Below are 23,585 nucleotides of genomic sequence, written 5' to 3' on the forward strand. Positions count from 1 at the left end.
TGTAAAATGGATATAAAATTAATGAAATTGCTTTTTGAAGCGACTTTGGATACTTTGTATATGAGTATAATAGCCACAACTATTGCTGCATTGCTTGCGGTAGTTCCTGCAATTTTGCTTGTATTGTGTAGTCCTAGTGGATTGAAACCAAATGCAGTGGTATATAGAGTTTTGGACGCTATTACAAATACTTTACGCTCTTTTCCATTTTTGATTTTAATGGTAGTTTTATTTCCTTTTACGCAATGGATTTTGGGCAAAAGTATCGGTGCGACAGCTGCCATTGTCCCTCTTAGTATTGGTGCTGCACCTTTTATTGTGAGAATTATTGAGAGTGCTTTAAAAGAAGTGGATAAAGGCGTGATAGAGGCAGCACAAAGCTTTGGAGCAAGTCATTTTCAGATTATTTTTAAAATCATGTTTATTGAAGCTTTGCCAAGTATTGTATCAGGAATCACCTTGGCACTTATTTTGGTAATTGGTTTTAGTGCAATGGCGGGTGCTGTTGGTGGTGGAGGGCTTGGAGATATTGCAATAAAATATGGATATTATAGATTCCAAAGCGATATTATGTTATATACCGTTGTGATTTTGATTGTTCTTGTACAGATTATCCAAAGTTTTGGGGATTTTCTTTACAGAAAATTGAAACATTAATTTTTAAATTTAAGGAAGCATATGTTTAAAAAAATAATTGGTTTGTTGGGAATAGCAGCTGTATTGGTTTTTAGTGGTTGTGGAGATTCTGCAAAAGAAAATAGTGCAGAATCAAAGGGAGAAGTTAAGCTTGTAGTGGGTGCTACTCCAGAGCCACATGCAGTAATTTTGGAGCAAGTAATTCCAGTGCTTAAAAAAGAAGGTGTTGTATTAGAGATTAAAGAATTTACAGATTATGTAACACCTAATTTATCACTCAATGATGGTTCATTAGATGCAAATTTCTTCCAGCACAAGCCTTATTTGGATTCTTTTAATAAAGAAAGAGGCACAAAATTAGTAAGTGTGGCAAATATTCATTTAGAGCCAATGGGTGTGTATTCTAACAAAATTAAAAGCCTTGATGAGCTAAAAGAGGGGGATTTGGTTTCCTTGCCTAATGATCCTTCTAATGGTGCTAGGGCATTAAGAATCTTAGAAGCTAATGGACTTATTAAGTTAAAAGAGGGCGTGGAGCTTGTCTCTGTGCAAGATATTGTAGAGAATCCCAAAAAGCTTAATTTCAAAGAAATGGACGCTCCACAACTTGCTAGAGCATTAGATGATGTTACAATTTCAGTGATTAATACGAATTTTGCTCTCTTAGCGGGATTAAATCCTCTCAATGATGCGATTGCTTTAGAATCAAAAGATTCGCCTTTTGCAAATATCGTGGTGGTTAAAGAGGGACAAGAAAATGAAGCAGCAATCAAGAAGCTTGTAGAGGCACTCCAAAGTCAAGAGATTAAAGATTTTATTTTGACACACTACAAAGGCGCTATTTTACCTAGCTTTTAAAATATCAGCACCCAAAGCAATTTTGCTTGGTGCTGTTTTGGGCGAATTATTTTAAAGATGAGATTTTTTCTTTGTAATTGCCGCTAAATATATAACTTCCAGCCACTACAATATCTACTCCACATTTTTTGAGTTCCATAATATTTTTGTCACTCACTCCCCCATCAACTTCTATTAGGCAGTTGGGATTAAGACTTTCAATCATATCTTTGAGTGCTTTGATTTTGTCAAAAGTGTTTGGGATAAATTTCTGCCCCCCAAATCCCGGATTTACACTCATAAGTAATACCATATCTACATATTCAATCAAATAAGCAATGGATTGTAAGCTGGTGTGAGGGTTTAAAACAATTGCAGGAGAGATTCCATAATCACGAATTTTTTGGACTAGGCGATTTGCATGTTTTTCTTCTTCAATATGAAAAGAAAGGAATTTAGGTTTCAATGGGGCAAATAAATCGACAAAAAAATTATTGTTTTGCACCATAAGATGAATATCCAGTGGTTTTGTAGCGACTTTTGCCACAGATTCGACAATGATAGGTCCCATTGTGAGATTAGGGACAAAATGCCCATCCATTACATCAATGTGGATAAAGTCGCAATCTGCTTCACAGATTGCTTGGATTTCTTCATCGAGTTTGCCAAAATTTGCAGAGAGGATACTTGGAGCAACTAACATATTTTACCTTTGCATTTTTGAGATAGTAAATTTTAGCAAAAAAGTGCGAATATGTTTCTAAAATGCTAAGTAGTAAGCGATAAAAAATGTATTTTTAGGTATAATAAAAGACAATTATTATTTTTTTGGAGTTTAATTAATGCAAAATCGTTTATCATCGGATTTGGAAGAGATTTTTGCGACAATAAAAAATAGCTCTTTGTTGATTTTTGAAGTATTAAAAAATAGCATGGGAGAATACACACAAAATACAAACAAAACAGGGGATTTGCAACTTCAAGCTGATATATTGGCAGATAAAATCATTCAAGATTCTTTTAGGGAGTTAAAAATCATACAGCAAATTTGCAGTGAAGAGCAAGAAAGTGCAATCAAACTCCATAATGAAGGTATTTATAGCATTGCTTATGATCCTTTAGATGGTTCTTCTTTGATGGGGGCAAATTTGAGTGTGGGGAGTATCTTTGGTATTTATCAAGGGGATTTTTTACCACAAAATCTAATAGCGGCTGCTTATGTGGTTTATGGTATGGTAATAGGAATTGGTTTTGCCTCTAATCTCAAAGAAGGGGTAGATTATTTTGTTTTTGATGGGAGGGAGTTTAGATTCCAAAAAACATTAATGCTCAAAGAAAAGGGCAAGTTAAATTCACCCGGTGGCACACAGCAGTATTGGAGCAAGGAACATAGGGAAAAAATAGAATCTCTTTTTGCAAAGGGTTATCGCTTGCGTTATAGCGGTGGAATGGTCCCTGATTTGCATCATATTTTGGTTAAGGGTGGAGGTTTGTTTTCTTATCCATCTACACAAGATGCACCCAAAGGAAAACTTCGAATGTTGTTTGAGGTTTTTCCTTTTGCATTTGTTTTTGAAAGGGCAGGTGGAGAAGCAATTGATTCTAAAAAGCGTCTTTTGGAGCTAGCGCCAAGCCATTTGCATGATACAACCCCATGTTTTTTTGGAAGCAAAGAGGAGATAGAGTTTGTCAGAAGTCATTGAAAATACAGAAATTGCACTAAGAGAGATTAAAGAGTGTCAAAATCGGCATAATACAACAAGTTGTGATTTTTGTAAAGAAGCGATAAAATGCGAAAAAAAGCATAATTTTGAGCAGATGACAGAGTTAAATTTGCAGGAAAATATTGAAATGCTTAAAGAATGTCAAAAAAAGCATAATTTACAAAGCTGTTTGCAATGTCAAGAAGTGCTAGAATGTGCTGTGAGAAATCGTTATGTCAATGCTGTTTATTTGAGTATGAATAAAGGAAATGGAGGAAGTTTTGAATTCTAAGTTTTATATTACAACGCCTATTTATTATGTGAATGATATTCCTCATATTGGGCATGCTTATACTACTATTATTGCAGATACATTGGCGAGATTCCATAGGCTTTTGGGCGATGAGGTTTTATTTTTGACGGGGACAGATGAGCATGGGCAAAAGATTCAACAATCTGCACAAAAAAATGGCAAAAATCCTAAGGAATATGTAGATGAGATTTCATCGAGGTTTAGAAATCTTTGGGATAGTTTTGGGATTAGCTATGATTGGTTTATTCGCACAACAGATTCTTATCACAAAGAAACCGCTCAAAATGTTTTTTTGAAAATGTTTCAAAAGGGCGATATTTATAAGGGAGAGTATGAGGGGAATTATTGTGTATCTTGCGAATCGTTTTTTGCTAAGTCGCAATTAATCGAACAAAAGAAATGCCCTGATTGCGGAAAAGAGACGAATCTTTTAAAGGAAGAAAGTTATTTTTTTAGATTAAGTGCTTATGGGGATAGATTATTGCAATGGATTGAACAAAATCCAGAATGTATTTTGCCCAAAATGCGACGCAATGAAGTAATCAATTTCATTAAAGAGGGCTTGGAGGATCTTTCTATTACAAGAACAAGTTTTGATTGGGGGATTAAACTTCCAAATGAGATTGGGGATTCTAAATTTGTAATGTATGTTTGGTTGGACGCTTTAGTAAATTATTTGAGTGCTTTGGGGTATCAAAATAATTTGGAAAATAAAATGGATTTTTGGCCAGCAAACTATCATTTGGTGGGCAAAGATATTTTGCGATTTCACGCAGTTTATTGGCCTGCATTTTTGATGAGTTTGGAATTGCCATTGCCTAAACATATTGCAGCACATGGTTGGTGGACAAAAGATGGTGCAAAGATGAGTAAAAGCATTGGAAATGTCGTTAATCCCAAAGAGGTTGTAGAATCTTATGGTATAGATTGTTTTAGATATTTTGTATTGCGTGAAGTGCCTTTTGGGCAAGATGGAGATTTCTCGCAAAAAGCTTTGATTGAGCGGTTTAATGCAGATTTGGGGAATGATTTGGGGAATCTTTTAAATCGTTTGTTGGGAATGAGTGCGAAGTATTTTGATAATACCTTAAATGTGGATTTAGAAAGCTATCAAAATGCTTATAAAATAGAGATAGAAGAGATAAAGGCAGTCTTGGGAAATTTGAATAAAATGATGCAAGAGGTGCAAATCAATCGATATTTAGAAGAGCTTTGGAGGCTCTTTAACCTTGCAAATGGGATTATTGCCAAAAAAGAACCTTGGAAGCTTATTAAAGAAAATAAACAAGCAGAGGTTGCAGAACTTTTGATTTTTGTGGCAAATTTGCTTATTAAGGGTGCTTTGTGCCTTTATCCTTGTATGCCAGAGAGTGCTAAGAAAATTATGAGTGTTTTTGGTTTGGAAGTGAATGCCCAAAATTATAAGAATTTTGTATGTGGGGAAGAGGTTTTAACTTCGGTTTCTTTGAATCCTATCCCCGCACTTTTTCCAAAAATCGAAGAAATCTGTGAAGTGCAAAAACCTGTCGAAAACAAAGAAAATAAAGAAGCCCTAGAGCCTCTAAAATTAGAAAATCCTATCACAAAAGATGATTTTACAAAAATAGAAATCAAAGTGGGAACAATCATAGAAGCAGAGATTTTACCCAAAAGTGAAAAGCTCCTAAAGCTTAAAGTGGATTTGGGAGAGAGTAGGACAAGACAGATTCTAGCAGGCATTAAAGCATATTATACGCCAACTGATTTGATAGGCAAGCAAGTGTGTGTTTTGGCAAATCTAAAACCAGTAAAACTCATGGGGGAAATTAGCGAAGGTATGATTTTGGCTGCTAAAGATGATGAGGGCTTGGCATTTATTATGCCTCAAAACCAAAGAAAAAATGGAAGTCAAATTAGTTAAAGGATTGTATGTGAAAAAAAACGGAATCCAACTTAGCGTCAATGAAATCGTAGAGATTACTTATGGGACACTTTTAAATCAGCCTAGTATTTCTTTTTTTAATCAAATTTGTGATGATGTGCAAAAAATCAAAAAAGGCGATTTGTTTGTCGCAAGAGATTCTAAAGATATTTCTAAAGCTGTGCAAGAAGGTGCTTTTGGGATTCTTTTTAGCGATGAAATTGCAATGAGTGATTCAGAAGTAGCGTGGATTTATGTCGAAAATCTCGATGAAGCTTTGGTGCGAATTTTGCGACATTATCTCATTATGAGAAATGAAATCCTTTTTTTATTAAATAGTGATGAATATGAGCTAAGCCATCAAATCTTAATCCCCAAAAAGAGCTTTATCCATTTTGATGGTTCTTTGGTGCAGCTTATTTCTTATGTGTTAGAAGGCGAGAATACAGCTTATATTTTATATCACAATGCTATCCAATTAGATTTTAGCAATCTCCCTCAATTTCAGCAAGAAATTAAAGAGCTAGATAAACAAAAAATACCAGAAGAATCTTTTTTATTTTCTATTAATTCTTTTTCTTTGTTTGGTATGAAAATATTTTATAAATCTGTGGATTATTCACTGCCTATCCCAAAGCTTTTTTTGCAGCTTTTAGCAAGAGTTTTGAAGTTTGCAGAAGAATATTCGTTGGAAGCGGATTTGGAGAAATTAGAGGGTCTTTCAAGTTTTAAACCGCTTTATTTAGATGAGAGAGGTTTTATATCAAAGCCGGGTGCAACCAATAAAGTTGTGCTTGCTTGCAAGGATATTAAACTTTATGAGCAGTTTTTGGCTTATTTTAAAATGTATGCTAAATGGGCGAGATTAATGCTTTTTGTCCCTAAAGAATACCAAGAGATTTTTACCCCTTATGCAGAAATTTTGGGTTATGAAACAAAAGAAGAGCTTTTTTCTCAAGTTTTGGTGCAAAAGTATAATTTTGCATTAGTGCTTGGTGTAGAAACGCAAGATTTTGAAGAAAGATTCCAAGGGCAAGTAGAAGAGCAAAATCTCTTTGACCTTGCAAATATTGATAATGAGGATACAAAAAAGGATTAATGATGAAAGTAGCAGTTCCGGTTTTTGATGAGAGTTTAAGGATTTTTGGCAATACAGGGCATACTCCATTTTTTGCAGTATTTGAGCAAAAGGGTAGCGGAATGTTTAAGCAATTTAATTTACTAGAATTACGAGAAAATCCGCGTGGGAATGTAGAAGCAAGCGAGGGTTGCTCCCATAAAGATTCTGATATGACGCAAGAAGAGCAAATTGCACATAAGTTGGAACATAATGTGTTGGGTGAAATTATCAAGGATTGTCAGGCTGTGCTAGTTAAAAAAGCTTGTAAAAACACTGCAAAAGTTTTTTTGGAATGCGGTATTGAGATTTATAAAATCAACCAAGATTGTCAAAATGCAAAGGATTCTTTTAAATATCTCGCCAAGAAGTAATTGATTGTAGAGATTTTAGGAATGATTGCAAATGAGTAAATTTGCTAGAATCTCTTAATGCTTTTTGTTTTTGATTGTTTATTTATGTGGCTTACAAAATTAATGCTAAGTATAAATGAAGTAGAATGGTAGTTTGTTTGTAAAGTTTTGGGGCAAAAAGTATCAAGTTACCCTCAATTTGTTTTGTGTCTAATTATCACTTATAAGCTTATATCCTATTGCTATTAATTTAAGATTTCATAGACTTTTACTGCTATTGTTTGTTGGATTATTTTCTATAAATGTAGGATTTTGTTTTGGATTGTTAGTTTTCATTGAATTGAATAGATGAAAGATATCTTTAGCCAAAAAGGCTAAAGAGGAATGAAATTTTTAAAAGTAAGTTGGTTTGTTTAACAATTTTTCAGCTTTTTATCGATTAACTTTGCAATTGAATAAAACCCAAGGCAAAAACCTTGAGTTTGATAGTATGATTAGAATCTATATTTGATTCCTACATTTCCGCTGATATAAGTTTCATTTTTAGAATCTACTTTTCCAGCTAAGATTTGTTTAGCACCAATACCAGCGTTTAATGATAATGCATCAGTGATTTCTAAATTACCACCAATTACGAGTTGTCCATAAGTTTTCTTTTTGTCTTCTCCTGCAATGCTAAAGCTTGTGCTAGAGCCTACAAATCTACCCACATAATCATCGCCATTATTGATGATATATTGCTCGATTTTTGGAGTTACAAACAAATATGATGAAGAGCTAAAGTATTTTCTAGCTTCCAATCCTAATTCCAAGCTTACAGAATTGTTTGTATTGGATTCTACGCTTTGAGCCAAGATAGTTCCACGCTCTGTATAGCTAGGTGTATGAGAATAGTAGTAATTCACTCCACCAAATGGTTTTAAGAAGAATCCATTATCCATATCAAAGACTTTACCTACATTGGCACTAATTCCAAAGAATTTTTTATCAAAATCTGAAGTGTTGATTCCAGCGATGTTTGAAACTCTTTGATCAGTTTGTCCAAGTTGTCCATAAGCTCTTAGGTTAAGTTCCCAAGTTGGAGCAATTTTGATTTGAGAATAAACACCGATTTGGAAGTTATCAGATTCTTGACTAAGCAAAGTATCTTGTAATTCTGCATTTGCATAAGTTGCATAAATACCCAATAAAACATTATCTGTTACATTTCCATCAACACCTATGCTAATCCCATACAATCCACCAGATTCGCCATCAATGATATTTGCACCACCAAAAGCATTTGCCCATACAGCCGCATTATAAGTTTCATAATAGCTATAAGCTCCATCTGTCCCTGTTGTGCCTGAAGCTGCAAATTTTTCTTTGGAGAGTGATTGATAAGGATTGTTTGCTCTTGCGATTCGAGAACTAATTGCCATATCATTAGAAACATTAATTGCAGTCATCATTGATGATGAAGCGTCTGTGAAGTTTGTCGCACTTCTTGCAGAATCTCTAGTATCTTTGAAGAATCTTTGGTTGGTAATCACTTGCATTACTTGTTGAGTATGAAGGCTTGAACCTGCAATACTTGAAAGGATTTTGAGAGATTCTCCAGTGTTTCCTGAATTTTTTGTCGCAGAAACAATCGGAGTGAGCTTCTCGTTCATATCAAATAAAACTCCACCAAATAGAGTATCGTCTTTACGAATTTTAACCGCTTCTAAGACACTATTAGCCAAAGAATAATCCCCTGCATTAATGCTAGGTGCTAAAGTTTCAAGCATAATATCTTTGATATTAGATTCTGTTGCAGTATCAACTTGATTTTTAGTGTCTGTAAGTGCATTATTTCTATTGGTTAAATCTGTTTGTGCATTAGCGATTGCTTCAAGTTCGCTTGTGATTTGATTGATTTGTTGTTGTAGTTGTGCTTTTGTTGCCTCATCAGCCATTGCAAGTTGTGATTCAAGGCTTGCTTTTTGTGATGTCAAATTGCCTTCTATTTGTGTTAATTGTGTTTGTGCTTTTGTAATATAGCCTTGTTCTGTTGTGATAAGGCTACTTGCAACATTTTTAAGGCTTGTTAAATCTTGTTTCGCAAATTCCTCGCTAAGTTGCCCATTGATATAAAGCGTTTTGCCATCTTCTGAAAGATTAAGAGTGTAAGTAACTCCATTTAGAGAATTGCCATCAGTAATTTCAATTTGGAGATTATATAAATTTGGTTTTAAAATGCTTGGGCTAGTTAATAGTGAAGAAATATCTTTAAAATAAATGATTTTACCTACTTGATTACTTGTTAGGACATCATTATTGAATTTATCCGCATGAATAATATTCATCTGTCCAAGAGGTAAATCAGCACTAAAGAATCCAAATTGACTATTTGTAATGTTTGCATCTTTGCCCACATAGATTCCCCAATCAGTAAAGCTCCAATTAGACAGCATGGAGTTATAATAATCTGGTTGATTTGAGCCAGTGTTTGGTAATGTGCCATTTTGAACAGCACTTTGTGCCCCAGCATTAAACTGAAAATGCTCATTTGTCATAGTTAAATTTTCAGAAATATTGATTTTTCCAAGTTGCAATGTATGGAAACCAGAGCCATCGCCTTGAAAGTTTGCATTGCCTGTGATATTTAAATTATACCCTATTACATTTAGCATGGCACCATTTTGAAAGGTAGTATCACCTGTAATGTTAGAATCTTTATAAATATTTACAAATGCATTAGAATCAAATGTAACTTGCTGTGCATTAATATTAAATGCAAAGGCTTGTCCATTTGAAACTATACTGCCTATTTCTGGTGCTGCTTCCCCCAGCTCATCTGGGTAATATCCTCCAATGGGTGCAGTAATAGTTACATTGTTTGCAGTAATATTGAGGTTGTTAAGCTTTGTAGTTCCGTCATTTCTTATTGTTGTTGCATCAAAGCTAAGATTTAAATTTGAATTTGTGTTGTTAAACTGCCAATTGCCTGTACCATTTTGCTGAAAATTGCTATTGAAGCCCGCACTATCGCTAACTGCAATATCTGTGATAGTTGGTTGTTGTATGCTACCTGTGTTAGCACTTCCTGTGTTTGCAACAGCAATGCCAGCAAATGCTGCAGCGATACTAAGTCCAGCTAGGACTCGACTTGCTATAATTGAAACTTTCATTCATTTCTCCTTAAAAATAAAAATGGAATTTTTATTATGCCCCCCCCCCCCCTTAGTTTTTACTTAAAAAGATAAAAAATGTTTTAGGTAATTTTGAAAAAATTAAATTTTTTAGTGGTATCAAGATTTTGGAACACTTTTTGCTTTAGTGATGTCAAATTTGCTAGATAAAGGAATATTATGCAAGGTGGCTTTTATAGTTCAGTTGGTGGAATGGTAACGCAGATTAATCGCTTAGATGTGATTGCGAATAATATTGCAAATGCCAATACTACGGGATTTAAAAGAGATGATGTCGTGATAGGTGATTTTATGCGACTTTATGAACAACACAAAGAATTTTTGCCTATAGAAGATCAAACAAAAGATGCAGCAAAATTTTATAATCGTTCTTTAAATCGTGTGCCACAGATTGTAGAGGAATTTACGGATAGAAGTGCTGGGGGAGTGGTGCAAACAGAAAATACTTTTGATTTTGCATTGAGTAGAGAAAATGCTTATTTTATGATTGAGACGCCAGAGGGGATACGATTTAGTCGTGATGGTTCTTTTGTGCTAAATGAGGAAGGGCGTTTGGTCAATAAAGAGGGTTATGCAGTGCTTCCACGAGAATACATTGAATCTCCACAATATATTGATTTTGTCGATGGATTCCAAGTAGAAGTAGATAGTGATGGGAATATCTACAATCGTTCTTTGACAAATGAGGAATTAGATGAGGCATTGCTAGGTGGCAATATTGCTGTGGTTTCTTTTGAGAATCCAAAATTTCTTCAAAAAGTCGGGGACAATCTCTATAAATATCCAGAAGAAAGAATGAATGAAATGGAGGTTTTGGAGAGAAGTGGAGCGGTAAGACAAGGGTTTTTGGAAAAAAGCAATATTAATGTTGTTTATGAAATGACAGGATTGATTGAAACTAATCGTTTGGTAGAGGCGTATTCTAAGGTGCTTAAAACCCATATGGATGACTTAAATACAGAAGCAATTACAAGATTAGCAGCAAGAGCATAAAAAGGATTTAAAATGATGAGAGCATTATATACAGCAACAACAGGAATGCTGGGGCAACAATTACAAATTGATGTAACTTCTAATAATATTTCTAATGTGAATACTTTTGGGTATAGAAAAGAAAGGGCAGAATTTGCGGATTTGTTTCATCAAGTTTTGCAATATGCAGGTTCTAGCACTTCAGAAACAACACTTTCACCAACAGGGATTGAAGTGGGGCTTGGTGTGCGTCCAACTTCGGTGCAGAAGATTTTTTCTCAAGGGAATTTTAAAGAAACTGAAAATAATTTGGATATTGCAATTACAGGGAATGGGTTTTTTCAAATCGAACTTCCAGATGGGACGATTGCTTATACGCGTGATGGTTCTTTTAAGCTTGATGATGAAGGGAATGTGGTGAATTCTCAAGGGTATTTGCTCGTGCCAAATATCACAATTCCAGATGATGCTACTCAAGTAAATATCGGGACAGATGGCACTGTTACGGTAGTGCAAGGGAATGAAACAGAAGTCAATGAGCTAGGACAGATTGAAACGGTGAATTTCATCAACCCTGCAGGTTTGCACGCATTAGGCGATAATCTCTATCTTAATACAAATGCTTCAGGGGATCCTATCGTTGGGACTCCGGGATTGAATGGTTTTGGGCAATTAAGGCAGGGATTTGTGGAAACAAGTAATGTGAAGCTTGTAGAAGAAATGACAGATTTGATTGTGGGACAAAGAGCGTATGAGGCGAATTCAAAATCAATTCAGACAGCAGATTCAATGCTACAAATCGTGAATCAGCTCAAGCGTAACTAATGAGTAAAATTATATTCGTGGGTTTGGGCTAGTGCTTACGCAGTGAGTATGAGTATAATTTGGGGGAATTTAGAAATTTTATAAGGATTCTAGGCTTAGTTCTAGCCCTCTTTAAAACTTAAAACAATCAAAGTTGCTTATAAAACTACTTGGCAATTGCTGGATTTTTGGGGAAGCAATGGCAAAATCAAGAGGGATTCTTGTGATTTGCTATTGTCTTTTGTCTTTGTTATTTTTCTTGCCGTGGATTTAAGGCTAAAAGCTTTTGTAATCCAAATCGTAATAATAAAATAATCTGTAATGGTATATCTAATGACGCAGTGGGATTTTGTGTGATAAATTCACAAACCTCGCCAAATTAAAAATTGGAATAGTATTTGCTTATTGTCTATTTAGAATTTATAAATTAGGATTTTTTATGAGCATTTTTAATTTTAGCCAAGCGCGTGGATTAGCACAAGAGGCTTTGGATTATCGTTCTTTGCGAAGGGATATGATTTCTAGTAATATTGCAAATGTCTCCACTCCTATGTATCGCCCAAAAGATATTAATTTTGAACAAATGATGGCAAAAAAAGCGGATGAAGTTTTTAATCGAAGCAAAGATATGACATTGGATTTGGCATTGACTAATAGCAATCACCTTTTGCCACTTGAAGAGATGGATTTATCTCGCACAACAATGTTTTATCGTGATGGGCATTTGGCTAGAAATGATGGAAATAGTGTGGATTTGGATATTGAAACAAGCGAAATGGCGAAAAATGATATTATGTATCAAGCATTAGTAGGGGCTTTAAGAAAGCAAGGTGGAATCTTTTCTAATGCAATTGAATCTTCAAAAAGCTTATAGGAGGAATTAAATGTTTTTGTCAAGTTTTGATATTAGCGGTTATGGGCTTTCTGCACAAAGGCAAAGAGTAAATTTAATTTCTAGTAATATTGCTAATGCAAATACAACAAGGACTGATGAGGGAGGTCCATATAGAAGGCGAGAGTTAATACTTAAGGCTTTTAATTTTGATAAAGTTTTGAATCAAAAGTATGAAAACAGCAATAATTTGTTAAAATATGAAGATCCATTAGATGAAATGGATAGTTTTGATGAGCAGAGAGAGCCAAAGCCTACTTTGATGAGTGTTTATGTTGATAAGATTGCGAGAGATGACTCACAGCCAAAAATGAAATATGAGCCAAGTCATCCTGATGCAAATTCAGAAGGTTATGTCGCTTATCCTAATATCAATCCGGTTGTGGAAATGGCTGATTTGATTGAAGCAACAAAAGCCTATCAAGCTAATGTGGCAGCTTTTCAAAGTGCAAAAAATATGGCAACTACTGCTATTTCTATGTTCCAGGCATAAAGGATTATAAATGGAAATTAACAAATATGGAATAGATCCAGAGAAGCTTAATTCGCAGTTAAAAGATGTCCCAAATCTATCTCCAAACAATAATGCTAATTCTTCAGATAAAACATTTGGCAGTATGCTAAAAGACGCTTTTGATGAAGTAAATACACACCAAAAGACTTCCGAACAAGCAATGGCAGATATGGCAACGGGGCAAATTAAAGATATTCATCAAGCAGCAATTGCTATTGGGAAAGCAGAAAATAGTATGAAACTTATGTTGGAGGTAAGGAATAAAGCCATTAGTGCTTATAAAGAATTAATTAGAACGCAAATTTAATGAACGATACAAGCTCCAAAAAAGCAGGTAAAATCTTATTAATTTTTTTAATGATTGTAGGAGGCTTTTGTATTTTTTTGGGGACTATTTTTTATCATATTTTCGCAGATAGGAAACTTCCAAATCTTCAAGCCAAACGCATTGAAAGTGCAATTAGAGGCTCTATTTATAGTAGCGATGGATTTTTGTTGGCTTCTAGTAAAAAAGTCTATAAAGCAGTGGTAAATACTTACAATATCGATCCGCAAAAAAAAGAACTTTTTATTAATCTTTTTTCTATTTATAGCAAGATACCAAAACAAGAAATTGCTGAAAAATTGCAAGATAAAGGAAATGTAGTTCTTTCTTATGATATTGATTCAAAAACAGCTAGTTATTTAAAACAACTTAGTATCAAGTTAAATGCTTTAGATGTTTTTCGTGCTTATGAAAATGAGAATGGACATATTTTTAAATACGGGCTTTCTGTGGTGGAGAGTGGAGAGTCAAGGGATTATCTCTATGAAGATACTATGGAGCCTATTTTGGGATATATTAACAAACAAAATCAAGAAGACATTACAAAGGTTAGCGGAGTTAAGGGGATTGAGAAAAGCTTTAATGAGGAATTAGAGCCCTTGAGTGATTTGTTGATGGTAGGGCAGAGGGATATTGGCTTTAATGTTATTTTGAATAAAGATTCTACTTTCAAAGAGCGTAGTGATGGTTATAATGTAATTTCTAGCATTCCTTTGAAACTTCAAAAAAAGATTGAACAGGTTATTGATGATAGTAGAAAAATTTTGAATGCAAAAGAGATAATAGTCGGAATTATGGAGAGCAAAACAGGCAAAATGATTTCTTTGGCAAGTAGTGCTAGGTTTAATCCTAATGTAATTACCAAAGAAGATTATCCTAATCTCAATGCTAATGCCATTGAATATTCTTATGAGCCCGGTAGTGTGATTAAGCCTATTATTTATTCTATTTTGTTGGATAAAAAGCTTATTGAACCTAGCGAAATTATTCCTCTTGAAAATGGTAGGTATAAACTGCATAATTTTTATATTACCGATACGCATCGGTTGCAAGAGGCTAGTATAGAAGAGATTTTGTTGTATTCAAGTAATATTGGAATGGCAAAGATTGCACAGCGTTTAATGGCAGATGAGTATTATGAAGGTTTGAAGGCTTTTGGATTTGGAGAAAAAAGCGGTATTGACTTGCCCTATGAAAGAGTGGGCGTAATCCCAGATATTCGCCGCTTAAGAAGTGAAGTGTATAGGGCTACTGTTTCTTATGGATATGGACTTAGGACAACTTTTATGCAAATGCTAAAAGCTTATAACACTATTGTTAATGATGGGGTGGCTTATGAACCTTATTTGGTAGAGTATATTCAAGATTCAAAAGGTGTGCGTTATAAACTTAAGCATCAAATGCCAACGCGAATTTTGAGCGATAAGGTTGCTAATGAAGTAAAAAATACACTGATTAAAGTGGTCACACAAGGGACAGGGCGGACTGCACAGGTAAAGGGGGTAACTATTGGTGGGAAAACAGGGACAGCACATATTGCACAAGGCGGACAATATGTAAGGAAATATAATAGCTCCTTTTTTGGTTTTGTGAGTGATGAAAAAGGCAATGAATATACAATTGGAATCAGCGTTTTTGAACCTAATGAAACAGAAGCTTATTTTGCGTCTATCACTGCTGTGCCTTTGTTTAAAGAGATAGTGGAATTATTGATTAAGGAAAACTATTTGTATCCTCTAAATACTCAATGAAATTGCAACATAAAATAAAGATTAATAGCTTGCTTGATACATTGAGAGTGTTTGATTTAATCTTGTTTGTGGGCATTTTGGATTGCCTATTGTGAGTGTGTATAATGTATTTTGATTTATTATCATATATGCTTTTGTATAACATAAAGGCAAATCAATAGAAATCACTAGGAATAGATTAGGATAGATTAAACATCGTAGGGAATGATATGCAATTTGCAAATAAAAAAGAACTTGAAAAGATTCCATAAGATAAAAGAGGAATCCACAAAGACACTTCTGCAAAGAATCTTTACCTAGAACTTTATCCAAAAAAGGGTGGAGTGTCAGAGATATTTTATTATCGCTATTGTCAAGATAATAAATTATATACGATTAATTAGGAAAATATTCTAAAACTTTCCTCTTGATTCTGCAAAGATCTTTATTTTGGATTTCACGCAATACTAGATACAATTGAATTTTTTCAGAATTCTAAAATAAAAGAGAAATAAAATTTTGCTGTTTGTATCTACACAAGACGCTTTTGTAAAAGCCAAATAACACACAGAAAATTGCTGTTTGCGTCTTTAAATGTGAAAAGAACTAAATCTCTTTTTCAAGATAGATTTCATAAGGTTTAATAGCTTCAGAAACTATCTGCAAACTTATATTTTCGGCACTCATTTTATCATTTAATACTTTAAGTAAAGCTTTAATAGAGTTTTGAGAATAACCTGAAATTAGGATAACCTTTTCATCTAATGTTGCGGGGAATATATTATTCCTATCATCTACATTCCAAAAGATAACTGTTGGCATATCATACCCTCTTACTTGGTATTTCTTTTTCCAATACTCTATGTTGGTTTTCTTGCCTTTGCCACACATATCAAATTCCATATCGCTTATAATAATAACATACTTAGGACATTCCTCTTTGGGTATTTTGTTTTTGATTAATGTCTCTAAAATAGCATTTATCATCACACTTTCTATGTTGGTATTCATATCCCTACTTGAGGATATAACTAAATCATAAAGCTCTTTAATAGAGGCGTTGTCTGGAAATTCGTGTAGTCTTGAATCACCACAGAAGTCTATAAAATGATTGTGGAATCTTCCCTTATTTCTTTGTGCGATATAGATAGCTAATCCAATAGAAACACAAATAGGATTGCCACTCATAGAGCCTGAAACATCACAAGCTACTATTGCATCAATAGAATCCTCTCCAAAGAGATTTGGTAGATTATCCCACATTGTATTGAGGGCTTCTACTTCATTATTTTCTACTTGAATCTTCCTTATAATATCAAAGGGTGTAAGAACTTGAGTATTGATTTTAGCTTTACCTTCTTGGACATCTTGGAGGTATTTAGAGTATCTATCCTCATCATTGCGTTTAAAGGCTTTATTGTATTTTGCCATAGCTAATGAGGGGATTTGAGAATAATTAAAACTATAATCCCTTTCTCTTAGGTTATTTTCAATGAGTTTGATTTCTGCCCTTAGCTTTGATAATGCTTTTCTATAAGTCTTAGAATCTATTTCGAAGATTTTTTCTCTAACAAACCTAGCCATTAAAACGGTTTGCTTATTAGAAGTATTTTCAGAAGGTAACCATTTCGCTAATAAACTAATAGATGATTTTCCATTTAATTCTTTAAAGAATTGAGTTTTTATTTTGTTATAAAAGATTTCTTTCTTGATTCCTGCTAAATGTAGTTGATAGAGTATAAAGATAATGTCATCATATCTGCCTATATCAAACAAGGAATTGAGGGTTTTATCTAATAAATCTTGTTTATCATCTCTTTTTAAATAGAGGTAAATTAGAAATAGTCTAAAAAGTTTTCTTTCTCCTAGTCCTCCTCTAATATCTCTTAGATACATTAAAGAACATAGTGTTTCTTTTGGAGCTGTTAAATAGCTTTTCAATAAGATTTTAAAAGGTTCATCATTATTAAAGATGATTTGCCCTTTAGAATCAACTTCTATCTCTACTCTATACCTCCAAGCTCCCATTTTAGCAAACAAATCAAGTAAGTTGTTTTTAGTGCTTAGATATGCTTTTGAGCCATTTTCTGTATAACCACTATTCATATTTTCTTTTAAACTATCTAAGAAGTCCATAATCTCCCTCCTTGTAAATACAGAATTATATAATAAAAATAAACAATTTTTACATTAGAAACCTAGCCTTTCTTTTTTATAGTCCTCTAATCCTTTCAAAAGAGTGTAAAATTCTTGAGCTTTTATTACCTTATTTTAATGATTCCAAATGTTATTAATTGTGATTACTTTGTGTGTTGAAAAGCCCTAAAATAAATTATATAATTGCTTTGAAAGGCATGTAATTTATCAATGAAAGATATTGATTGTTTGTGATTGATGGTCGGAGTAGCGGGATTTGAACCCACGACCTCACCCACCCCAAGGGTGTGCGCTAGCCAGGCTGCGCTATACTCCGCAAATTGTAGTATAATTAAAAATGCAATGTTATCAAAAAATAATTAAAAAATTTTGAAATGAAAAAATATTTTTTGGAATGCTTTTTGCTTTTAGGTATTAAAGATTAGGCTAAATAAGGATATGAAGCTATGAAAAAAGTAATTTATATGGTGTTTGTGCTACTTACTATGCCTCTTTTTGCGGCTAAAGTAAGCGATTTGGTAAATATTGTTGGTGTAAGGGATAATCAATTAATCGGTTATGGTTTGGTAGTGGGTTTAAATGGAAGTGGAGATAAAACTACTTCAACTTTTACAATGCAATCTATTTCTAATATGTTAGAAAGTGTAAATGTAAAAATTGATCCTAATGATATTCAATCTAAAAATGTTGCTGCAGTTATGGTAACTGCAAAACTACCCCCATTTGCTAGACAAGGGGATACGATTGATATTTTAGTTTCTAGTATTGGTGATGCAAAATCACTAGAAGGTGGGACATTGCTTCTTACTCCTTTGAGTGGATTAGATGGTAGAATCTATGCTGTGGCACAAGGAGCAGTTGGAATAGGTGGAAAAAACGAAAGAGGAGGGAGTGCTAATCATGCACTTGCTGCAACAATGCCAAATGGAGGAATTGTAGAGAGAGAAGTGGTTTATGATTTGTATAGCAAAGTGAATGCAACTTTGAGTTTAAAAGAGGCAAATTTTCAAAATGCGATGCGAATCCAAACAAGAATCAATGAAACCTTTGGAGCAAATCCGGAGAATAAACCTGTTGCTATGGCAATTGATCCAAGGACTATTAAATTGCAAAGACCTGAAAATTTGAGTATGGTAGAGTTTTTGGCGCGTGTGCAAAATATTGATGTGGATTATGTTAAAGAAAATAAAATTATTATCAATGAACGCACAGGAACGGTGATTGCTGGAATGGGAGTTGAGGTTTCGCCTGTGGTGGTTACCCATAATAATATTACTATCAAAGTTTCTAATGAAGTGGTTAATGATCCAGAAGCGGTAGATATGGGAAGTGGAGCTATTTTTAGCCCACAACAAGCAATGGTTACAAGCCCTAATAATCCGACTATTTCAAGCGTTACAAGGGCATTACAAAGAATGGGTGCAACACCTAAGGATATGATTGCCATTATTGAAACAATGAAAAAAGCTGGTGCTTTTAATGCAGATTTGGAGATTATCTAAGAGAGGGGGAGTGATATGGAGATTAATTTTAGTGGATTAAGTGGATATTCTAAGGAAATTTTAGAAGCAGCCAAACAAGCACCAACGATTCAAAAAACAGATGATGATACGCGTTTGAGGGAGCAAACTGATGCGTTTGAAGCACTTATTATTAAAAATATGCTTGATACTGCGTTAAAAATGGATGATTCGCTTTATCCAAAAGCACCCGGACATGATATTTATGAATCAATGTATCGGGATACTCTTTCGCAAACTTTGAGCGGAAGTTTTGGCTTTAGTGAATTGCTTTTTGATTATCTTAAAGATTTGCAAAATCAACAAGGTGCTAAAGGCGTTAAGTGATTGACCAAAATCTATTAGAATCTCTAAGCAGCAGTGATAAAGAATCTTTTGCAAGAGGGCTAAAAGAGCTTATTACCCAAACTTATGAAGTTGAAAAGGAATTTGTTGAATTAAAGGCACTTTTTGAAGAAGTGTTGGATATTTTGCCAACAGCAGTTTGGGTTTTGGAACAAGAGGGGGAGATATTTTATCAAAATAGCCTTGCTTCAGAGATTCCAGAGATTTTGGAAAAACTAGATTTGCAAAATACTAATCGTCAAGAAATTGAAGTAGAATCCAAAGTGTATTTGGTGCAAACTAATCAAAAATTAAATAAATATATCATTTCTGCAACAGACATTACACATGAAAAGCGGAGAGAAAGATTGGCTTCAATGGGGCAGATTTCTGCACATTTAGCCCATGAAATACGCAATCCCGTTGGCTCTGTCGCACTTCTTGCTTCCACGCTTCTAAAAAGAGTGGATATTAAAAATAAAACTTTGGTGCTGGAGATTAAAAAATCTATTTGGCGTGTGGAGAGAATTGTAAAGGCGACTTTGCTTTTTTCTAAGGGAGTGCAGATTCACAAGAGTGAGATTATTCCTCAAAATATTCAAAATGAAATTCAAGAATCCCTTAATTATTACACTTACTCTAAGAATATCAATTTTATTTTTAGATTTGATGATGAGGTGTTTGAGGCGGATTTTGATTTATTGTGTATTGTTTTACAAAATTTTCTATTTAATGCTATTGATGCCATTGAGGAGAGTGATGAGGAAGAAGGGATTGTGGAAATTGAATACCATAAGAATCCAAAAGAGGTGATTTTTAAAATTTATGATAATGGTAAGCCTATTGAAAATCCACAAATACTTTTTGAGCCTTTTAAAAGCACAAAGCTTAAGGGGAATGGTTTGGGGCTTGCACTCTCTTTGCAGATTATTGAAGCACATAATGGGAAGATTAGGCTTTTGGAAGAAAATAAAAAAGGCTTTGAAATTAGATTGCCACAAAATATTTAATGTATTACTCATTATAGATTAAGTCGTTTTTTGCTAGGATTCTTAAACTATCAAAGAAAGGTTAATGATGAGTAAAAATATCCAGATAATGCAAAATGTAAAAAGCGTGCGTGAAATTGATATTAAAGATAAAAGAGTATTAATTAGAGTTGATTTTAATGTGCCAATGGATAGCGAATTAAATATTAGCGATGATACAAGAATACGAGAAGCGATTCCTACAATTAACTATTGTATTGATAATGGTGCAAAATCAATCATACTTGTAAGTCATCTTGGAAGACCAAAGGGTAGAAGTGAAGAGTTTTCACTTAAGGCTATTTTGAAGAGATTAGAGAGACTTCTTGCAAAAGATGTAGTGTTTGTTGATAGTTTGGATAATGCTAAAATAACTCTCAATACTCTTGTAGATGGAAGTATTTTGCTTTTGGAAAATATCCGATTTTATGAGGGAGAAGAAAAAAATGATAGTGAGCTTTCCAAACAATTAGCGGATTTGTGTGATGTATATGTGAATGATGCGTTTGGGACTTCTCACCGCAAACATGCTTCTACTTATGGTGTCGCTCAATATGCCAAAGAGAAAGTGGCAGGATTGTTGCTTAAAAAAGAAATTGATTCTTTTGGGATTGCTTTATCTAATCCATTACGCCCTTTGTTGCTGATTGTGGGAGGTTCTAAAGTTTCCTCTAAACTTACTTTGCTGAAATCTATTTTGGAAGTAGTGGATAAGATTATTATTGGTGGAGCGATGAGTAATACATTCCTTAAGGCAGTGGGTTATGATATGAAGGCTTCTTTGGTAGAAGAGGATTTATTAGAGGAAGCAAGAAGTATTTTGCGTACTGCCAAAGAAAAAGGTGTAAAAATCTATTTGCCTGTAGATGTAGTGGCAACAGATAATATTAAAGAAGCTAAAATTATTAAAATCTCTCCTGCTCAAGATATTCCAGATGATTTAATGGCAGTAGATATTGGACCTGCAACAGTAAGGCTGTTTAATGAAGTAATTAGGGATTGTGAGACAATTATATGGAATGGACCTATGGGAGTATATGAGAATCAAAAATTCTCGCGAGGAACATTTAGTATTTCTCACACCATAGCAGATACTTATGCTTATAGTGTGATTGGTGGGGGAGATACCGCTGATGCAGTAGATAAAGCAGGGGATAAAGATAGTATGAGTTTTACTTCCACAGGAGGTGGAGCGAGTTTGGAATTATTGGAAGGGGAAGTGTTGCCAGCCTTTGAGGTATTAGATAAAAAAGCCTAAGTTTTATAAAAGGGGTTTTGATGTTGAATCTTTTTATCAAACGAAATGGAATGGTTGTTAGGGAAAGTATTCAATCGGTTAAAAGTATTGATATGGAAGCCGATATTTTATGGATTGACCTTTTGCACCCAAATTCTGAAGAGATTGCCTATATTTCTAAAACTTACCTTTTGGACATTCCAACCAAAGAAGAAAGAGAAGAGATTGAGGAATCTGCAAGATATTGGGAGGATAGTGAGACGGTTACGATTAATACTTACTTCCTTACGCGTCCTAATGAAGAAAAGATTTTCCATAATGAAACCATTACTTTTTTGCTAACGCACAATATTCTTTTTACTGTGCGTTATAGTGAATTTAAAGTGTTTGATGAGATTCAACAACGCGTTTTAGCAAGTCCAAAAAATTTTGAAGATGGATTTGATTTGATTTCAAAAATTTTTGAATTGCGGGTGGAAAAAGATGCCGATATGCTAGAGGGAATCGCCAAAGAAACGAGGCTATTAAGACGAATGGTAGTTTTTGATAAACAATTAGGCGATGAAATTTTGGAAAAACTTTCAATCTTGCAAGAAATGCACTTGAGTTTGCGGGATAGTTTGTTTGATAAGAGGCTCGCAATTACTGCATTGCTCCGGACAAACAAGGCAGATAATGAAGTAAAAAAGGATTTGGGAATTGTGCTAAAGGATATTAACTCGCTAGTAGAATTTACTAATGTAAATATGAATATTTTGGACAATATCCAAACGCTTTTTGCTAGTCAAATTAATATTGAACAAAATAAAATTATCAAGATTTTTACGGTGGTGACTGTGGCGATGATGCCCCCAACACTGATTGCTACTATTTATGGAATGAACTTCACGCATATGCCGGAGTTAGAATGGACTTATGCTTATCCCATTGTGCTTAGTGCGATGATTGTTTCAACGATTTTGCCATTGATTTATTTCAAAAAGAAAAAATGGCTTTAGTGGAATAATCCACTTAAAATTTAAGTGGATTAGAATAGGCGATATTTATTGCCTTTTTCCAAAAGTGATTGCATAAGTGGGTGTTCTAAGATCAAAAAGAGGATCTATAGGTGCTTCTACTCCACTTGGAAGTTCTGATGGGAAATAAACATCTTGATTACACGCTTCACCATCATATTTTTCTACTTTAAGTGTTCCAACTAATAAAGTCTTGTGATCTCCTGTCCATAAAGCGGTTGTATCATCAACTGCATCCCCTTTATTTGGGAATTCAAGATACATTTGATATTCAATGGGTTTGTTTTTCGTGTAAGCAATGAAATCTTCTTTTAAAAAATCTTTAGAAGCACTCTTAAGCTCACTTTGGCTTAAATAGCTAATGCCATCTTTGGGAATAAATTTCCATCTAGCAGGAATAGTTTTGTCTTTTCCTTTTTCTTTGAACCAAAAAGTGTGAATACTATAAAAAGGAGTGTGTTCTAGACTTGAAATGCCAATTTTATCTAAATATGCACTAAAATTTTTATAAGAATCTACATTATTATTGAGATCATCAATGGTTTTTGGATCCATAAGATTTGGAATTTTCATTTCAAAGAATTGTCCAAATTCTTTCGGATTTTTGGCAAAGTTAATTTCGGTATTAAGCATTACCATAGTCCAAGAATCTTCATTTCCCATAAATTTAAGTGCCATACCTCTTTGTTTGCTTTTGTCATCTTGGATAGCACCCCCTAAAGAATATCGAACTTGAACTGGAATGGCTGCTTGATTAAAAAGTGGAATATTTAAATTAGAAAGATTGAAATTTTTGTCAGCAATAAAAGTTGCATTGGCACAAAATCCTTTTTTATGATTTACTCTTGCTTTGCTATCATTTGGATCACCATTGAGTTTGTAGAAAATTTCTGCAATTTTGTCTGGATCATAAATGGTTTCTTGAGCATTAACAAAGGTTCCAAGCAAACAAGTGCTAGCACAAATTGTTAAAACTTTTTTGAAATTTTTAAGCATTGAAAACCCCTTATAATAATAATTATTTTAGAGATAAT

The 23,585-nt window shown here is 33.9% G+C and carries 22 protein-coding genes and 1 tRNA gene; 18 read left to right on the top strand and 5 right to left on the bottom strand.

Going from position 1 to position 23,585, the window contains the following annotated elements; genetic code table 11:
• Positions 1-6: 6 nt before the first annotated feature.
• Together JJQ98_RS03215 and JJQ98_RS03220 are read left to right on the top strand one after the other, a co-directional pair.
• The gene (locus tag JJQ98_RS03215; RefSeq protein ID WP_054195415.1) at positions 7-657 is read left to right on the top strand and encodes a methionine ABC transporter permease; all 651 of its coding nucleotides are present in this window, start codon (positions 7-9) and stop codon (positions 655-657) included.
• A 21-nt stretch (positions 658-678) separates the two neighbouring features.
• On the top strand, positions 679-1,494 hold the full coding sequence (locus JJQ98_RS03220) for a MetQ/NlpA family ABC transporter substrate-binding protein (RefSeq protein ID WP_151104915.1): 816 nt from the start codon (positions 679-681) through the stop codon (positions 1,492-1,494).
• Positions 1,495-1,540: 46 nt separating this feature from the next.
• Here JJQ98_RS03220 and rpe read toward each other — a convergent pair whose 3' ends face one another.
• The gene (rpe, locus tag JJQ98_RS03225; RefSeq protein WP_060661521.1) at positions 1,541-2,176 is read right to left on the bottom strand and encodes a ribulose-phosphate 3-epimerase; all 636 of its coding nucleotides are present in this window, start codon (positions 2,174-2,176) and stop codon (positions 1,541-1,543) included.
• Positions 2,177-2,315: 139 nt separating this feature from the next.
• Between rpe and JJQ98_RS03230 the strand changes: the two genes are divergently transcribed.
• From JJQ98_RS03230 to JJQ98_RS03250, 5 genes are read left to right on the top strand one after another with little or no spacing between them, the layout of a single operon-like run.
• A complete protein-coding gene (locus JJQ98_RS03230; RefSeq protein WP_080542622.1) occupies positions 2,316-3,176 on the top strand; it encodes a class 1 fructose-bisphosphatase in 861 nt (286 codons plus the stop codon).
• On the top strand, positions 3,160-3,468 hold the full coding sequence (locus JJQ98_RS03235) for a hypothetical protein (RefSeq protein WP_054195418.1): 309 nt from the start codon (positions 3,160-3,162) through the stop codon (positions 3,466-3,468). Before JJQ98_RS03230 ends, JJQ98_RS03235 begins: the two co-directional genes overlap by 17 nt.
• Positions 3,446-5,389 (top strand): methionine--tRNA ligase, encoded by a 1,944-nt coding sequence (gene metG / locus JJQ98_RS03240; protein WP_151104916.1) that lies wholly within the window; start codon positions 3,446-3,448, stop codon positions 5,387-5,389. Before JJQ98_RS03235 ends, metG begins: the two co-directional genes overlap by 23 nt.
• Before the next feature lie 10 nt (positions 5,390-5,399).
• Positions 5,400-6,488, top strand: coding sequence for a hypothetical protein (locus JJQ98_RS03245; RefSeq protein ID WP_005022056.1), 1,089 nt, complete (start codon positions 5,400-5,402; stop codon positions 6,486-6,488).
• Positions 6,489-6,490: 2 nt separating this feature from the next.
• Positions 6,491-6,880 carry a NifB/NifX family molybdenum-iron cluster-binding protein gene (locus JJQ98_RS03250; protein ID WP_005022058.1) on the top strand — a complete coding sequence of 130 codons (390 nt, stop codon included), beginning with the start codon at positions 6,491-6,493 and terminating at the stop codon, positions 6,878-6,880.
• Positions 6,881-7,353: 473 nt separating this feature from the next.
• Here the strand turns inward: JJQ98_RS03250 and JJQ98_RS03255 are convergent, their stop codons facing one another.
• Positions 7,354-10,011, bottom strand: coding sequence for an autotransporter family protein (locus JJQ98_RS03255; protein ID WP_247596669.1), 2,658 nt, complete (start codon positions 10,009-10,011; stop codon positions 7,354-7,356).
• Between the two features lie 180 nt (positions 10,012-10,191).
• Between JJQ98_RS03255 and JJQ98_RS03260 the strand changes: the two genes are divergently transcribed.
• The 6 genes from JJQ98_RS03260 to JJQ98_RS03285 all read left to right on the top strand — a co-directional run bounded on the left by JJQ98_RS03260 (position 10,192) and on the right by JJQ98_RS03285 (position 15,290).
• Positions 10,192-11,025 carry a flagellar hook-basal body protein gene (locus JJQ98_RS03260; protein ID WP_005022060.1) on the top strand — a complete coding sequence of 278 codons (834 nt, stop codon included), beginning with the start codon at positions 10,192-10,194 and terminating at the stop codon, positions 11,023-11,025.
• Positions 11,026-11,037: 12 nt separating this feature from the next.
• The gene (gene flgG, locus JJQ98_RS03265) at positions 11,038-11,829 is read left to right on the top strand and encodes a flagellar basal-body rod protein FlgG (RefSeq protein ID WP_005022061.1); all 792 of its coding nucleotides are present in this window, start codon (positions 11,038-11,040) and stop codon (positions 11,827-11,829) included.
• Between the two features lie 418 nt (positions 11,830-12,247).
• The gene (flgB, locus tag JJQ98_RS03270) at positions 12,248-12,682 is read left to right on the top strand and encodes a flagellar basal body rod protein FlgB (protein WP_005022065.1); all 435 of its coding nucleotides are present in this window, start codon (positions 12,248-12,250) and stop codon (positions 12,680-12,682) included.
• A 10-nt stretch (positions 12,683-12,692) separates the two neighbouring features.
• Entirely contained in the window at positions 12,693-13,193 is a 501-nt protein-coding gene (flgC, locus tag JJQ98_RS03275) for a flagellar basal body rod protein FlgC (protein WP_151104917.1), read from the top strand.
• A 10-nt stretch (positions 13,194-13,203) separates the two neighbouring features.
• Positions 13,204-13,521: a flagellar hook-basal body complex protein FliE gene (gene fliE / locus JJQ98_RS03280; RefSeq protein ID WP_054195425.1), complete on the top strand. Its 318-nt coding sequence runs from the start codon at positions 13,204-13,206 to the stop codon at positions 13,519-13,521.
• Positions 13,521-15,290: a peptidoglycan D,D-transpeptidase FtsI family protein gene (locus JJQ98_RS03285; protein ID WP_005022071.1), complete on the top strand. Its 1,770-nt coding sequence runs from the start codon at positions 13,521-13,523 to the stop codon at positions 15,288-15,290. Before fliE ends, JJQ98_RS03285 begins: the two co-directional genes overlap by 1 nt.
• A gap of 585 nt (positions 15,291-15,875) precedes the next feature.
• On the opposite strand, the gene JJQ98_RS03290 is transcribed toward JJQ98_RS03285, so the two are convergent.
• Together JJQ98_RS03290 and JJQ98_RS03295 are read right to left on the bottom strand one after the other, a co-directional pair.
• Positions 15,876-17,405 (bottom strand): DUF2828 family protein, encoded by a 1,530-nt coding sequence (locus JJQ98_RS03290; protein ID WP_151104918.1) that lies wholly within the window; start codon positions 17,403-17,405, stop codon positions 15,876-15,878.
• A 259-nt stretch (positions 17,406-17,664) separates the two neighbouring features.
• Positions 17,665-17,742, bottom strand: a tRNA-Pro gene (locus JJQ98_RS03295).
• Positions 17,743-17,872: 130 nt separating this feature from the next.
• On the opposite strand from JJQ98_RS03295, the gene JJQ98_RS03300 reads away from it, so the two are divergent.
• The 5 genes from JJQ98_RS03300 to corA all read left to right on the top strand — a co-directional run bounded on the left by JJQ98_RS03300 (position 17,873) and on the right by corA (position 22,533).
• Positions 17,873-18,928, top strand: coding sequence for a flagellar basal body P-ring protein FlgI (locus JJQ98_RS03300; RefSeq protein WP_151104919.1), 1,056 nt, complete (start codon positions 17,873-17,875; stop codon positions 18,926-18,928).
• 15 nt (positions 18,929-18,943) lie between these two features.
• A complete protein-coding gene (locus JJQ98_RS03305) occupies positions 18,944-19,273 on the top strand; it encodes a rod-binding protein (RefSeq protein WP_005022226.1) in 330 nt (109 codons plus the stop codon).
• Positions 19,270-20,280 carry a sensor histidine kinase gene (locus JJQ98_RS08935; protein WP_065827892.1) on the top strand — a complete coding sequence of 337 codons (1,011 nt, stop codon included), beginning with the start codon at positions 19,270-19,272 and terminating at the stop codon, positions 20,278-20,280. Before JJQ98_RS03305 ends, JJQ98_RS08935 begins: the two co-directional genes overlap by 4 nt.
• Positions 20,281-20,347: 67 nt before the next feature.
• Positions 20,348-21,556 (top strand): phosphoglycerate kinase, encoded by a 1,209-nt coding sequence (locus JJQ98_RS03315; RefSeq protein WP_054195428.1) that lies wholly within the window; start codon positions 20,348-20,350, stop codon positions 21,554-21,556.
• 20 nt (positions 21,557-21,576) lie between these two features.
• A complete protein-coding gene (gene corA, locus JJQ98_RS03320) occupies positions 21,577-22,533 on the top strand; it encodes a magnesium/cobalt transporter CorA (protein ID WP_040499924.1) in 957 nt (318 codons plus the stop codon).
• Positions 22,534-22,578: 45 nt separating this feature from the next.
• On the opposite strand, the gene JJQ98_RS03325 is transcribed toward corA, so the two are convergent.
• A complete protein-coding gene (locus tag JJQ98_RS03325) occupies positions 22,579-23,547 on the bottom strand; it encodes a catalase (RefSeq protein WP_151104920.1) in 969 nt (322 codons plus the stop codon).
• Positions 23,548-23,585: the final 38 nt, after the last annotated feature.

The organism is Helicobacter pullorum NCTC 12824, assembly GCF_017979475.1.
Classification (GTDB): domain Bacteria; phylum Campylobacterota; class Campylobacteria; order Campylobacterales; family Helicobacteraceae; genus Helicobacter_D; species Helicobacter_D pullorum.

What these genes read in the sequence shown, in the direction of transcription:
- JJQ98_RS03215 (WP_054195415.1), top strand. Translation starts at nt 7, where the DNA reads ATGGATATAAAATTAATGAAATTGCTTTTTGAAGCGACTTTGGATACT.
- JJQ98_RS03220 (WP_151104915.1), top strand. Translation starts at nt 679, where the DNA reads ATGTTTAAAAAAATAATTGGTTTGTTGGGAATAGCAGCTGTATTGGTT.
- rpe (WP_060661521.1), bottom strand. Translation starts at nt 2,176, where the DNA reads ATGTTAGTTGCTCCAAGTATCCTCTCTGCAAATTTTGGCAAACTCGAT.
- JJQ98_RS03230 (WP_080542622.1), top strand. Translation starts at nt 2,316, where the DNA reads ATGCAAAATCGTTTATCATCGGATTTGGAAGAGATTTTTGCGACAATA.
- metG (WP_151104916.1), top strand. Translation starts at nt 3,446, where the DNA reads ATGGAGGAAGTTTTGAATTCTAAGTTTTATATTACAACGCCTATTTAT.
- JJQ98_RS03250 (WP_005022058.1), top strand. Translation starts at nt 6,491, where the DNA reads ATGAAAGTAGCAGTTCCGGTTTTTGATGAGAGTTTAAGGATTTTTGGC.
- JJQ98_RS03255 (WP_247596669.1), bottom strand. Translation starts at nt 10,011, where the DNA reads ATGAAAGTTTCAATTATAGCAAGTCGAGTCCTAGCTGGACTTAGTATC.
- JJQ98_RS03260 (WP_005022060.1), top strand. Translation starts at nt 10,192, where the DNA reads ATGCAAGGTGGCTTTTATAGTTCAGTTGGTGGAATGGTAACGCAGATT.
- flgG (WP_005022061.1), top strand. Translation starts at nt 11,038, where the DNA reads ATGATGAGAGCATTATATACAGCAACAACAGGAATGCTGGGGCAACAA.
- flgB (WP_005022065.1), top strand. Translation starts at nt 12,248, where the DNA reads ATGAGCATTTTTAATTTTAGCCAAGCGCGTGGATTAGCACAAGAGGCT.
- flgC (WP_151104917.1), top strand. Translation starts at nt 12,693, where the DNA reads ATGTTTTTGTCAAGTTTTGATATTAGCGGTTATGGGCTTTCTGCACAA.
- fliE (WP_054195425.1), top strand. Translation starts at nt 13,204, where the DNA reads ATGGAAATTAACAAATATGGAATAGATCCAGAGAAGCTTAATTCGCAG.
- JJQ98_RS03285 (WP_005022071.1), top strand. Translation starts at nt 13,521, where the DNA reads ATGAACGATACAAGCTCCAAAAAAGCAGGTAAAATCTTATTAATTTTT.
- JJQ98_RS03290 (WP_151104918.1), bottom strand. Translation starts at nt 17,405, where the DNA reads ATGGACTTCTTAGATAGTTTAAAAGAAAATATGAATAGTGGTTATACA.
- JJQ98_RS03300 (WP_151104919.1), top strand. Translation starts at nt 17,873, where the DNA reads ATGAAAAAAGTAATTTATATGGTGTTTGTGCTACTTACTATGCCTCTT.
- JJQ98_RS03305 (WP_005022226.1), top strand. Translation starts at nt 18,944, where the DNA reads ATGGAGATTAATTTTAGTGGATTAAGTGGATATTCTAAGGAAATTTTA.
- JJQ98_RS03315 (WP_054195428.1), top strand. Translation starts at nt 20,348, where the DNA reads ATGAGTAAAAATATCCAGATAATGCAAAATGTAAAAAGCGTGCGTGAA.
- corA (WP_040499924.1), top strand. Translation starts at nt 21,577, where the DNA reads ATGTTGAATCTTTTTATCAAACGAAATGGAATGGTTGTTAGGGAAAGT.
- JJQ98_RS03325 (WP_151104920.1), bottom strand. Translation starts at nt 23,547, where the DNA reads ATGCTTAAAAATTTCAAAAAAGTTTTAACAATTTGTGCTAGCACTTGT.